At 41.4% G+C, this 13878-nt stretch carries 10 protein-coding genes; 2 read left to right on the plus strand and 8 right to left on the minus strand.

What is annotated here, in order from left to right; translation table 11 throughout:
- Positions 1 to 167 precede the first annotated feature (167 nt).
- From L2747_RS09925 to L2747_RS09945, 5 genes are all read right to left on the minus strand, one after another.
- Positions 168 to 1415 (minus strand): NupC/NupG family nucleoside CNT transporter, encoded by a 1248-nt coding sequence (locus L2747_RS09925; RefSeq protein ID WP_248998877.1) that lies wholly within the window; start codon positions 1413 to 1415, stop codon positions 168 to 170.
- Positions 1416 to 1446: 31 nt separating this feature from the next.
- Positions 1447 to 2022, minus strand: coding sequence for an NAD(P)H-dependent oxidoreductase (locus L2747_RS09930; RefSeq protein ID WP_248998878.1), 576 nt, complete (start codon positions 2020 to 2022; stop codon positions 1447 to 1449).
- A gap of 338 nt (positions 2023 to 2360) precedes the next feature.
- Positions 2361 to 2915 (minus strand): hypothetical protein, encoded by a 555-nt coding sequence (locus tag L2747_RS09935; protein ID WP_248998879.1) that lies wholly within the window; start codon positions 2913 to 2915, stop codon positions 2361 to 2363.
- A gap of 269 nt (positions 2916 to 3184) precedes the next feature.
- Entirely contained in the window at positions 3185 to 5782 is a 2598-nt protein-coding gene (locus L2747_RS09940; protein WP_248998880.1) for an acylase, read from the minus strand.
- A gap of 393 nt (positions 5783 to 6175) precedes the next feature.
- Positions 6176 to 7396, minus strand: coding sequence for an adenosylhomocysteinase (locus tag L2747_RS09945; RefSeq protein WP_248998881.1), 1221 nt, complete (start codon positions 7394 to 7396; stop codon positions 6176 to 6178).
- Positions 7397 to 7814: 418 nt separating this feature from the next.
- On the opposite strand from L2747_RS09945, the gene L2747_RS09950 reads away from it, so the two are divergent.
- Positions 7815 to 8711, plus strand: coding sequence for a LysR family transcriptional regulator (locus L2747_RS09950; protein ID WP_248998882.1), 897 nt, complete (start codon positions 7815 to 7817; stop codon positions 8709 to 8711).
- Positions 8712 to 9111: 400 nt separating this feature from the next.
- Positions 9112 to 10410: a hypothetical protein gene (locus tag L2747_RS09955; RefSeq protein WP_248998883.1), complete on the plus strand. Its 1299-nt coding sequence runs from the start codon at positions 9112 to 9114 to the stop codon at positions 10408 to 10410.
- Between the two features lie 77 nt (positions 10411 to 10487).
- Here L2747_RS09955 and L2747_RS09960 read toward each other — a convergent pair whose 3' ends face one another.
- The 3 genes from L2747_RS09960 to L2747_RS09970 form a co-directional block, all read right to left on the minus strand.
- Positions 10488 to 12401, minus strand: a complete 1914-nt coding sequence (locus tag L2747_RS09960) for an alpha/beta hydrolase family protein (protein ID WP_248998884.1) — start codon at positions 12399 to 12401, stop codon at positions 10488 to 10490.
- On the minus strand, positions 12401 to 12964 hold the full coding sequence (locus L2747_RS09965) for a hypothetical protein (protein WP_248998885.1): 564 nt from the start codon (positions 12962 to 12964) through the stop codon (positions 12401 to 12403). Before L2747_RS09965 ends, L2747_RS09960 begins: the two co-directional genes overlap by 1 nt.
- A 339-nt stretch (positions 12965 to 13303) precedes the next feature.
- Positions 13304 to 13645 (minus strand): TM2 domain-containing protein, encoded by a 342-nt coding sequence (locus L2747_RS09970; protein WP_248998886.1) that lies wholly within the window; start codon positions 13643 to 13645, stop codon positions 13304 to 13306.
- Positions 13646 to 13878: the final 233 nt, after the last annotated feature.

Consider the following 13878-nt stretch of genomic DNA (forward strand, 5'->3'; position numbering starts at 1 on the left):
AACTTACAAAGATTAAGAGAGTTTTATCTAAAATTGTTTAGGATTTAATCAGTATAGAGAAGGGAAATAAGGAACCGAGGAAGCTAGGAAAAGTTAAGATATGCTAAGTGGTAAAAAAATGCTTACCCCAAAACAGGGTAAGCATTTTCAGTTGGTCGGTTATGGTCTTAGAAAGACATAAATAGACCGACAACCGTAGCTGATAGTAAGTTAGCTAAAGTCGCTGCTAACAGTACTTTCATACCAACAGATGCGATGTAGCTAGACTTGTTAGGGATCATGGTACTTAACGCTGCAACCACCATAGATACTGAGCCGATGTTAGCAAAGCCACATAACGCTACAGTGATGATAGCCACTGATTTTGGTGACATCACTTCACCCGTAGCAGCAACAAGGGTTTCACCTGAAATGTAAGGTGCAAAACCTGCGTAAGCTACAAACTCATTAAGTACTAGCTTTTGTGCAATAAAGTTACCCGCAACGTTAGCTTCAGCCCAAGGTACGCCAATTAACCAAGCGATAGGCGAGAAGGCGATGCCCATTAGTAGTTCAAGGGTCACCCCCTCAAAGCCAAACAAGCCGCCAGCCCAGCCAATCAGGCTGTTTAGCATCGCCATTAAACCAATACAGGCGATAAGGATTGCACCCACTACCGCAGCAATTTGCATACCGGCGATAGCACCTTTAGCAATAGCGTCGATAAAGTTTGATGGCTTTTCATCATCAGGAAGTGCTGGCGTGTCGTTAACAGGTTGCTCAGTTTCTGGGATCATTAACTTCGCAAATAGTAGACCGGCTGGGGCACTCATAAAACACGCCATAACCAAGTAGCGAACTTCAACGCCCATGCCAGCAAGGCCTGCTAATACAGAGCCTGCGATAGAGGCTAGACCGCCAACCATAATGGCAAAAATTTCAGACTTAGTTAGGTGTTGGTGCCAAGGCTTAACAAAGAGTGGCGCTTCAGTTTGACCGCATACTGTGTTGGCTATGGCGTTCATTGATTCCGCTTTAGATGAACCAATAAGCTTTTGTAAACCACCACCTAGCACTTTAACCACAAAGCCCATTATGCCCATGTAGTGCAGTAAGCTCACCAGTGACGCAGTAAAGATAATCGCTGGTAGTACTTGGAAAGCAAAGATAAAACCTAGGTTTTCAACTTGGAAAGTCACTAGGTTACCGAAGACAAAGCTAATACCTTTAGACGCGAAGCCTAAAACGTTAGCAACGCCGTTAGATAAAGACAGCAATACGCTTTCGCCAAAGCTGGTGGCCAACACAAAGCCTGCAATGGTCAATTGGATGATTAGCGCGCCACCGACGGTACGCCAGTTAACTTGTTTTTTAGCATTACAGAAAAGGTAGCCCACGACAAGTAACGCTACGATACCTAATATGGATTGAAACATAATAGTTATAACCTATTGTTTATTTGATTAATTAAGCTGATTGACTCAGTTGGTTGAGTAAATGGATTAAGCGCTCTACGTGTTGTTGAGCTAATTGCATAACGGTGTTTTGATCGCCGCCTTCATCAGGTGTTGAATTCATCTCGAAGGTGATAACCGTATCGACAATTTCCATTTGTGCAGCCTTAACGGGATGCATAGCGGCTTGTAAATACTGCTCAATAGGCAAGAAGTTAAACTCACCTGGTTGATAGGAGTTTTCAGTTGCACCACAGGTAATCGATAAGATCACTTTTTTGCCTTTTAGCTTGTCGCCGTTAGGACCGAAGGCAAAGTTGTAGGTAAACACTTCATCAAACCACAGCTTCATCAATGCCGGATAGGTTGACCAGTAAAGTGGAAACTGGAAAACAATCGTATCGGCTTGAGTCAGTAAGGCTTGTTCAGCGGCAACATCAATTCGAAAGCCTTGGCAGGCCTCATCAAGTTGATGGATCTTAATCTGGCTAGTATTTGCTAGCAGTTTAAGTATTTCGGTATTTGCAACGGAGCGTTTGAGGTCGGGATGGCCCGAGATCAATAGCACATTGCTGTTGGTGTCATTCATTTTGTGTACACTTAAAGTCGTCTAAAAATCATAAATAAGTGCGCGCAGTCGTCCTCAAAACCATTGTTTTTGAGGTTAATATTAGTTTTATAAAGTTGACCTTTTATCAGGTCTAGATCTGCGGCGCGCTAATATTGCACAGACGCCTATTAATGTGGATTAACTTGATAGGATATTGGTGGGCGAGTCACACTTACCCTTTGGTTGCCGGGTGATTATTAGACGGTTTGCGGCGTATTTAGCCAGTAGTAATAATATTGCTAACGCTAAACTATTATCAGCTCAATTCTCTAATGCTGTTTTACTGCTTATTTAGTAGGGAGCCTTTTGGCCCACTTCTATCTTTGATTACGCCTTAGTGAAATATCGCCGCTAATAATTTCGACTTGTTCGCCAGTTAAGCTGACTAGCTTGGCCTCAATATGCATCGACATCGGAAACTGGCTATCGGGTTGCTTAATGATCACCTCTGCATAGGTTCTTACCCGATTGGATAAAAAGTAATAGCGACCATTCCAAGTGCAGTCAAAGTAGAAGTTTTTCTCACTAAGGTTAATGTTCTCTAAGCGGTTTTTAGAGTGCCGCAGATAATTGTCGGTGGTGATAATGCTGCAGCTATTGGTTGCACTGCCATTGGTATCGGTGAACTTAAAATTGAGTGCTGACTTATTATTGAGTTTGCCTTCTGTGCCACCTAAGTACTTATTGAGTGTAATTGTGGTCATTACGGTTTCATTATCTGGCTTATTTGAATAAGTTGCGTTAGCTGAATTCGTTGCTGGTGTCGCTACAGCTGTTTGCGTAAGCCTCTTTACCGTCGCTTGAGTTTTTAGTGATAACAGCAGCAAACTTATCGCAACAAACACAGCGGCGAACCAAAGTAGAATACGCATGTAGCCTTCCTTGTCATCTCGTTTGATTATCTTGATGCTCTATGGGCACTTTAATTAAATCATGCACTGGAATGTGAACTGGAGCAAGTTTGGTTAAGTAATTAAGGTTTTGAAAAATAAGTAATTAAACTTTAAGCTTTTACGAATGTTATTTTAGTAGATAATTGCGAGACAATAAAAAAGCAGCCTAAATGGCTGCTTTTTGCATCATGTTGATTAACCCACAGCGCTGTTATGGCGCTTGATTAACCTTAAAGAAACTAACTTAACTACTGCACTTGCACTTTTTGTGCGCTTAGCTCAGTGGTTGATTCTACCGCTGCGGCAATGTCACTTTCATTAAACAAGAAAGGACGGAACTGCTTGCTGTTTGAGTAAAGTTCACTTTGGTCATTGAAGTTTGCGCTCATCATATTGCTTGATTGCGAATAAGTTAAAATACCTTTGGCAACAGGACCGTCATTGGTAAAGCTCACTGCCATCATCCAACTTGAACCGTAACGGATAGCGTAACCTTGCTCAGATAATCCTGATGCGAGTGGCTTGCCGGTTACTGCGTCCATTACTGCGGCGTAGCTATGTTGTGGCACTAGCGTGTCATCACCACTTAAGCTAGTTGAGAACACGTTAAAGCCACCTTCTGCGTTATGAGTGCCCGGCCAAGGTAGTTTATTGCCTGATGGCATGCCGTCTGGCAGTGATTTTTCAACAAATTGCACTGTGCCCATAGCCACATCAACATCAAAGCCAGCGGCTTCAACATTTAGCGCTGCTTTTGCTAAGGCAACTAATGCACTACCGTCCGTCGCTAGGGTGTTAGGCGTTGTTGCTGCATTTTCAAAATCAAATGCCACGCTTAGCATGCTTGCTTGATCAAACTGATGGGCGAACTCACGTACCAGCGCGCCGCCAATGCTGTCGTTATCTTGCTTGCCATTCCACTGCTTTAAAGCGGCGCAGGCAGCGCTGATATCTTTTGATTGGCTCGCGCTGACCATCACTGGCGTATTACCTTGAGCTTCACATTGAGCGATTAAATCGCTAAACACTAAGCTATTAAGATAGATATCATTACCCAGTGCTGCAGCTTCCAATTCATCGATATTGAACTTACCGTCTTCACCAGCAGCTTCTGCCATCAACTTAAGCGCCATACGGGTACGTAGTGATTGCTGACCACGCTCTGGCCCATACATGGCAGAGTAGCCCTCAAGCGGCGCTTCAAGGTTAGTTGACCAAAATGAGTTATTTGAGTTTTGTACAAAGTCAGTACGTTCAAGCTTTGGCGCGTATTCGTAGGCCAGTGGTGCGTCGTAAGCAAACATAGAGGTATTACCCGGCAAAATGGTAAAGCCTGCTTGCTGACGGGCGGCAATAATATCGGGATTAGACTTTAACAAGCTAATGGCGATACCTGATAGGCCTGGAACCGTCGAGTCATCAATATAAAATGCGTTACCTTCTTTGTCTGCGTACATGGTGTTATTGAAAATCACCCCATCAAAGTCTTTAAAGGCTTGCTGGAATTCATCTTTATTGGTTGCACGGTTCATGGCTAACCAGTGATCGATAGGATCTTTATTAGCCATATTGGCATCTTGTAGCATATAGGCTTGACCGTCATCCCAACCAAATGGTGCTTGGGTCGCAGGCGCTTCAGCGATTGGACCTTTTGGCGTGGTGTAGATGTCTTTTTCTGCGACTAACATGCCCGCAGGGCCACCGTTAACTAAGATCTGTACCGTTTCTTTAGTGATAGGCATAGCTTCACCGTCAAACAGGTATTGCATGCGATCGCCACTAACTAGCTCTAGGTTGTAAAGTACAAAGTGCTCTGCAGTAGAGAAAGTATGTGTCCAAGCCACATCTTTGTTAAAGCCAATATTAATGGCTGCTGGCATGCCGACTAATGAGCCGCCCATCACATCAATATGCCCCGGAATGGTCAAGTGTGACTGCCAAAAGCGTAGGTTACCCGTATGTGGGAAGTGTGGATTCCCCAATACCATACCTTTACCGTTTTCGGTTTTGTCTTTACCAAGACCCCAACCATTTGAACCTAGATCTCGCGGATTGGTTTCTGGCGTGGTAATCGCGTTTTGGAATGCAACAAATTTGCTATTCACATCTTCAATAAACGCGGTTTGTGCTTGAGTGGGAGCAGGACCAATAATGCGTGGTAGATACTCTTGACCATCGCCTGGATTGGCGTAAAAAATCAGATCAAGGAAGTTAGCTGCGCCAGGAAGCAGTGCAATAGAGAATAAATAGTTGGCAACATCAACACCATCAATGGGCTTCACCCAAGGCTGGCCAGCACAAAAGGGTTCCGCGGTTTGTGTGCCAGTTTCGACATCGGCTAAGAACTGGTTGTAACCGGCACTAAATCCCTCCATTAATGCTCGCGAGTTATAACTAAAGCTTGGGTATTGTGTTTCAGCTTTTTCGCGGATTTTAAGGGCTTTGTAAGCAAAGTCAGAAATTAAGTTACCGTTATCTTCAGTGGTAGGTAAACCTGTTGTGAAATCTAGCGAGGCGTGCGGACCAAAGTACATAGAGCGTTCAGAGTTAGCTTTAATAAAGCCATCGGCTAGCACACAAAGGTTGTCTTGAGCTTGAGCATACCCGCTACCAAAGCCTAAGCTTTCAAGGTTATCGGCTTTAATGTGAGGCACGCCATAAGCGGTACGACGAATTTGGGCTGCAAGCTTACCGTCAGGTGCAAAAGCTTGTAGTGGCGGAATAACTTCTGGAGTCGGTTCTGGCACAAATAGCGAATCACTTTTGTCTGTTTCATCATAGCCACAACCTACTAATGTAAATGTTGAAGCTATCCCTAAAGCGATCACTAACTTATTTAAGCGCATTAAAAGATCCTTTTTATTTGTTGTTCCACCAATCAATGTTGATGGATACTTTTATTATGTCGGATGTCCTAATTTTGACTGAAAAACATATACTTATTGAACTGATGCACGAATAAGTACCCAAAATGTTTTTATCAAATACAGCAAGGGCATGCGTGTTAGTTAACCAGTCATTTAAACGTTTGTCTACATATGGGTAACATTTGCTTGTGCTTAATTCTTAGTAAGCAATCACTCGGCTGCCAAAGAGCTAGTTAGTGGTATAAATGGCTAGGATTAGGGGGATTGTGGTGAGATTGATTGGCGAAATTGCTAATTGTTGACGGAGAAGACAGCTATAGAGTCATAGCCGCCTTGATGAGTTGTAGAGTGATTAGATGGTTTTAAAGCCCGTTAATGATTAATCCAGTATTGGCAGGCAAGTGCGGCGACATCCAGTTCAATATCGTGAGGTACTGGCTGCGGCATTGGCGTTAACGATTTAGCATTAAGTGCAATGCGCTCAAGGCTTAATGATTGCAGAGCAAGCCCCAGATCCATAATTTCAATCGGATTGCCATCACCGGCGGCAAGGTTGACGAGGTTTGCGTCAGATAACACAAACAGGGTTTTATCGTTAAAGTGATAGCCTTTTACATGCGGGCGAATTTGTTCAACTTTTTCTGCAAGTTGAGTTAGTGCTGGCAGGTTGATTTCACGTTGAAAATGGCCTGCATTGGCAATAATCACGTTGTCGGCCATTAGCTCAAAATGTTGCTTATCGAGCACCTTGTCACGACCAGTGATAGTGATCACCATGTCGGCATTCGGTAGGGCTTCTTCAAGGGATGCGGTATAGAAGCCTTCCATATGCGCTTCTAACCTTGTTAGAGGGTTAGGTTCAACCACAGTGACATGGGCGCCCATACCTCTAAGTCTTTGTGCTGTGCCGCTGCCGCAATATCCATAACCTATGACCAGTACTTTTTTACCATGGAGCATCACGTTGGTGGCGCGCATAATGCCATCGACAACCGATGAACCTACGCCATAACGATTTTCAATAATGCGTTTTGCCTGAGTGTCGTTAATGATTAAGGTCGCAAATTTATCTGATTTAAAGTCTTCACGCAGGCGGTTAGCACCTGTGGTCGTTTCTTCAGTTGCGCCAAGCAAACTGGCGATGAGATGTTGGTTTTGTGGCAAGGTAAATAGCAGCTCATGCAGGTCGGCGCCATTGTCAGAAATAATATCTGGCTGATGGTCGAGTACTTTTTGGCAATAACGTAAGTGGTCAGCAAAGCTCTCGTTGCGCTGGCTATAAACATGCACACCGTAATCAGCAACAATAGCCGCTACGGTTTCATCTTGAGTCGTCCCTGGTGAGCCGGTGATCGCCACGGTTGCGCCGCCTTTGGTTAAAGCTTCAAGCCAAACACCCGTTTTTGCTTCTACGTGTAAACAAATACCAATTGTTAAGCCTTTAAATGGCTGCTCTTTTTCAAAGCGCTCGATAATATTGCGCATAATTGGCATATGGGCACGGGCCCAATCAATCCGTTTTCTGCCAAGTGGTGCTAAGTTAATATCGGCGATTTCGCAATCAATATGGGGTGTAGTGGTATCTGTTGTCATGATGAATATCCTTGTTATTGTTTATTCATCATTGACTAGGGCCGTTGTTTTAACAATTTCACATATTGAACAATACTCTTTCCAACAAAGAACTAATACCAATCAGTATAAATACTTAGTCACTCAGCGAGAGTTTAGCTGTTCTGAGGCAAGGCAACGAGAGAAGAGCATAGTTGTTCTACGGTCAAGCTCGTTAAACAGCATCAGAACCGCTAAAACTCGCCATTCTGGAGCGTTTTTGTCTGCCTACTTCTGCGTTGAACAGCTTTAAAAGAGAGTAACCATTATTGCAGCTATTCGCCTTGGATTAGTTTGCCAAAAATCGCTCTGAGTTGATCAAATTCTTATACTGATTGGTATAATACTTAAGTCGTTGAGTTAGAATGGCTAAATCCACACTCATACATAGGATAATCAGGTGAAACCTAGCTTTAACCTTAACTTGTTGACTAGCTTTTACGCCGTGGCTCGCCATGGTTCATTTGCGGCGGCGGCCGATGAGCTGTGCTTAACTCACTCGGTAATCAGTAAGCACATAAAGCAGCTTGAATCGAGTTTACAAAGTCAGTTGATTATCCGCACTACTCGGGCACTGGATTTAACCGAAGAAGGGAATTTCCTGTACCTCAAGTGCCAGTCTATTTTTAATGAAGTGACTCAAATAACAGATTTTATTGATGAAAAGAAGCAAGTGGTCAGTGGGTGTCTAGTTATCAAAATGCCAAGCATCTTAAAGCACGATGATGGTATAGCAACAAGCCTCGAATTTATGCATTTAACTTATCCTGATTTAATGCTGGATATTGTATTTGACGACAATCTTGGGGATTTGGTGAAAGAGGGCGTTGATATCGCATTTCGTATTGGTAAGCTCGAAGATAGCAGTTATTTGTGCCGTAAAATCCGTGATATTGACACCTATGTAGTGGCATCGCCTGAGTATTTAAAAGTGGCTGGAACCCCCATTCATCCTAATGAGCTAACTCAGCACAAATGCCTGCACTATAGTCATTGTCTTACCGGGCTGAACTGGTCGTTTAAACAAGACGGCGCGCAGTTCAATGTGCCAATAACGCCGGCATTATCGTCAATGAGTGAATCCATGCTCGCACAATATGCATGCAAAGGTTTAGGGATTACTACCACGTTAGATTTTGTTACCGGTAAACAAATCGCATCTGGGCAATTGGTGAGCTTGCTTAAAGCTTTCACTTGGAAAACTGAGCTGTTTTTAGTTTTCCCATACGCAGCAGTGGTGCCATTAAAGACGCGCACCTTTATTCAAGTGATATTGCCCGCAGACGTTAGGATTTAAGTTTTCAGTTAAAGCATCTCTGACAAACATTTCTCATGTTTAATCTTTAATCTTTAACTTTAGTCAAATAATGACACTTTCAAATACTGTCATACGTGTTACTAGCATCTTAGTATCACTTTGATTGAAGCATTTTCGTTTTACCTCATAAAGCTCGTTTCTACTGGTTAAATCATTGTTTACTTAATTAATTAGTTGAAAAAAATTGTCAGCTAAATAATAGACAGCTAAGGCGTAAAACGGTACCGTAGCCCGAATAATCGTCGTTACAATAAATTAACATTAATTTGCTAATTAATTTTTATTAGTTTGGTTGTTTCTGGGGGTTATAAACAGTTTTTAGCTGTAAAAAGCGAGGTAATGATTACTTGGCTTATTCATAGATATTCAGGAAGAAGATATGACAACAACAAAATGGACCCTAACCGTATTATCCGCATTGGTTTTAACTGCTTGTGGCGGAGGTGACGATTCATCTGGATCAGCAGGTAATGGTGGTTCAGCAGGTGGCAATATTCCGCAAATCACTTTAAATACTGTTACTAGCAATTGGTGTGGAATTGAAACGCCAAAAGCCGGCGTTGATGTGTTTGTGCATAATAATGCAGGTGAGCTTATTGCTGAGTATATTACTGATAGTAACGGAGCGCTCACTGCTGATTGGCCGAGTAACGCTAAACACCTCACGCTAACAGCAAATAATCAATCTTATTATAAAGACCAGCCCACTCTTACTGTTATCTCTCATGTTGACGTTGAAGCCGGCGATCAGGGGGTTAAGCACTTTTGGGATGATAATGATCGAACTGGTTGTGATTGTAAGAATGTTGAGTTTCCAGTGCAGTCACTTATTGCTGATGCGCCTGACAGCAAGCTTTATCTAGGAGGAAGCAGCTATGAGTTAACACCATTTAGCAGTTCACCTACAGTTGAGTGGTGTGATGGCGCGGGCCCAATAGATGTGCAGTTAGTGGCTGCTGATGGGCAGAGTAGTCTCGGTGGCAGTATTGATTTAACCAATAAAACCGAATATACATTGAGCCTGACTGACTTCACTCATGAAGGCGTAGCAGTTGATTATGTTAATCCATATGACGCACGGATCTTATATGCCCGCTCATTTGAAGGCTGGACTAATTATAGCCAAGATGATTTAGTTTTTGTTTATCCAACATTAACTAATAGCAGTTATGTTTGGCCTGCAAGAATGGGTCAAGAGCACGTAGGTAATGTAACAGCTGACAGCTATAGTTCAGCACGGCACCGAGTCGCATCTGATGGAACAACTTCGCCGATTATGATGTGGGATCCCGCTAACGGTTATTCTGATGCGGTATATGCTTTATTTAATGAAATCGCGACGGGTAAAGCACCTTATCAGTATGACTTTACCGGTGTTAGCAATGTGGCGCTGACTCACATGTCTTTATTTGGCGACCTCGATAATGGTGACGCCGAATGGGTTATTTGGGGCGGCGCATCAGGCAGTATGCCGGATCTTAAATTGCCAACAGCTTTAGACGCAAAGTTTGATTCTCTTTATTCCGCTAGATTGCAGATTGGCGTAAGAGGCTACGGTTCGGAAAAGCCACTAAGCGAATGGCGCAAGCTATTAGTAGAAAGAAGCCGTTTGGGTGAAAGAGGTACAAGTGCCCTCGATTCTGAAACTAATTATATGCGATTGAGTTTCGACTTTTAGCGGTATTTTTAAGCTTATAGAAATCAAAAGAGCAGGTTATCCTGCTCTTTTTGCTTTGAAGTAATAAATGCTCAGCGCTATTCGTCGGCGGTATTCGCTTTTATAGTTTCTTGGTTAACGAAACTATTTTGAATAAATTCATTTATTTTAATGTAGAGTTCTATTTGTGAACCTACTAATTTAAAACCGTGAATTTCATTTTCCATATAAAAATGTTCGAAATCTTTATCTAATTTCTCGAGAACATATTTCATTCTAAAGTAATGCTCATCTTCAACTATTCGATCTCTACCACCTTGAGCAATGAAGATAGGGATTTTTAGTTCATTTGCACGATAAATTGGTGAAAACTCTACTAAGGTATCCCAAGATTCATCAGGATCACCAAGAATATCCTTTAGTGCTTGATGGCGCTCATTATCGGTTTGTACACCGCCAGAAAATAATAGCGGAATATCGGTAACACCAGCGTAAGAGATTGCACAGCGATATAAATCTGGACGGCGTATAGCGCTAATTAAAGCAGAATATCCGCCATAGCTTATGCCAAAAATACAGATTTTAGATGATTCGATAACACCTTTATCCAGCACTTTTGCTACTGCTGATTCAATGTCATCCTCAATTAAACGCCCCCATTGCTTTTTACCTGCATTTAAGAACTTTTCGCCAAAGCCTGATGAACCACGATAGTTTGGGGTTAAAACTGCGTATCCTTGCTGAACAAAGTAATGTACATCAATCGGAAAGTGGCGTGTATCACTCACTCCCAATGGGCCTCCATGTGGCATAACTAGCAGTGGGACTTGCTTATTATCAGTTCTTGCTGGAAGAGTAAGGTAAGATTCAATTTCTACCCCATCGCTAGATTTTGACGTGATCACTTCACTGGTACCTAGCTCGTATTTATTCAGCCAAGGGCGCTCTTCGCCGAGAAGCATGCTTTCATTAATTGATTGATTATAAAGATAGTATTTACTTGGTTTATCAATAGAGCTATTAATATAGATTACTTTTTTATAATCTTGACTAAAGTTTATAACATAGCCGTTTGGGATATCGGTTGTTTTAGTATGTTTATCGACTAATTCTGATAGCGTTTGATTATAGATGTGATGAGCAACGCCGCCTTGAATATAGCTGTATCCAATCAGTTCAGGTTTGAAAGGATTAATTAAAACGTTTGCGATATCTCTACCGTTTACTTGGTAAACAATATTAGTAAACTCATTAACTTGAGTATTGTAGCTATATAGTTTTAAGTAACCCTCATCCTTTTGTGATAAAACCAATAACTCATGCTTTTCTGGTATAAACATGACAGGTTTAAATTCGATTTCATCACTGTTTTCCCAGACTTGTCGCCACTGTTTTGAGTCAGGGTACTTGACATAAACTTCGGTTTGTCCATCTTCAGTGTCATAATTTACATTAACGCTACCAGAATGGTTAACTAGCCAACGTCCATTTCTAAGCGGGCCTTTAGTTATGCGTTTTTTGCTCCTAAATTGGCTCTCATGGCGTTCACTGTTTAGGTCAAAAGAAAACAAATTTGGTTTGCCATGTTTATATCTAAATGCAATAAACCTATCTTCTTGAGTTATTTGGGCATCAAAAACGTAGGTGTTGGAAAGTAGGGCGCTGCGTTTGGCTTTACCGTTTTCATTTATTTTATATAAATAAAGATTGCCGCCGTTTATGTCATCGTAAGTCGAAATTGCAAAATTATTATTTCCTAGCCATTCAAAATCGGAAATATAAGTTGAGCTTTGGGTTGATACTTTTAGTACAGGTGTTTCTATATATTTATTTAGATTGGTTAGTACAATTTCATTGTAATTATCAATTCGTTTTTTGACTAATAAAAAGTCGCCATTACCGTTGAGTTTTGGCATCACAAATTCCGGATTTCTAAAAAAATCAGATTCAACTGATGCATAGGAATTACCTAAACCAAACAGAAAAACAAACAATAAAATTAAGCGTTTCATTATAACTTTACTCCTTTGAGCTGCTTGGCATAATCAAAAAAGTGGTCTTTATGTTCGCCGGTATAAATTAAATCGTAATCTTTAACTAAACTTGGAAAGTTGTTATCTAGATAGGTCATTGCTTTGCTTGCTTTGTTATTGAAGTAAAATCTAGCACCTCCAAGTAGCGAGTTCCTGCTAGCATTCATCGTAGTATGCAATAGCAGATGCCCACCATAATTGATTTTACCTGGCTCTACTTTGATGGTGAGCTCAGCATCTTCAATATCTAGGTATACATCTTTATTAAGGTAGAGCCTGTCCCATTCGTATGTACCTGCTTCTACAGCTTCAAGCCAGTAGTTAGTGCTCGTAGGTTTTAGATCATATTTTAAACCATTCCCCCAACCCTCACCCGATAGTGTCACATAAGTGGGAAGATAGCCCTGCTCAACTTTTAAAGCGACAAGTACGTAGCCTTCATCTTTTTCTAGTGGTTCGATAGCTAATGCTGGGAAGGTAAATATTACAGACAGCAGTAATAATAACTTTTGTGTAAAACTAGACTCGGCATAAATCGTCATAACTAACACTCCTTTGTATAGTTATTTTTTGATAAGTTGCCACTTTTTTACATTTGCACAACATTAAAGTCAAACTTTAGTGCTGCAAATTTTATTATTTCGGTTCATTTTTTTATTGAAATTTTCTTTATATTTAATGGTTTAATCCTGTTTTGATAATTGTGTAATCTGGCTAGTACTTTTTTCTATCAATGAAAGGGCGTGCAATAAACTATGTGCTCATCGCAAAAAATATTTAGATTATCTAATGATGGATAGAACGAAAAAAGACAGCATAAGCTGTCTTTTTATAGTCTTTTATTTGTAATTTTAGGTTCGGTTTTCTATCAAAAGAAGTGCTTAAAACCCCTGAGTTACTCGCTTGCAGTAGCGTTGCTCAAAATGAAATGGCGTCATTCTTACGGTGCGGAAGGCATCGACCCAGCCGACAACCATAGGCACCAGTGTCCAGCTAAATGCGAGATATAAACTGCCTTTTAGGTGCTGACCTAAATAGAATTTATGTAGGCCAAATCCGCCTAGTAAAATACTAAACCAGATAGCCAGTTTCTGATTTTTAATACGGATATCTGGGTCTACGCCGGACAGAGAATCAAAACCTTGTGCAGCATGACATTGAGGACAAGTAACTACATTAAGGTCGATCTTATGGTTGCACTGAGGGCAATCTAGGGTTTGCATTACGGACTCCAATTGTCAATTTGCGATAAGGCATTATGTGTACAAGTGTGCGCTGAAAAATAGGTGCGCAGCTCACAAAATGAAAATAAAGCAATTTGAAACCGCACAGGGATCACAGTCGGTAATACTTGGCTGCATTAGGTCGAGGGGCGTAAATATTCTATCTAAGAAAAAATTGAACCTGTCTTTGCGAACTTAGTTCGAATAACTTCTCGTAAGACACTGAAATTCAA

The sequence above is a fragment of the Shewanella marinintestina genome, assembly GCF_023283845.1.
Classification (GTDB): Bacteria; Pseudomonadota; Gammaproteobacteria; order Enterobacterales; family Shewanellaceae; genus Shewanella; species Shewanella marinintestina.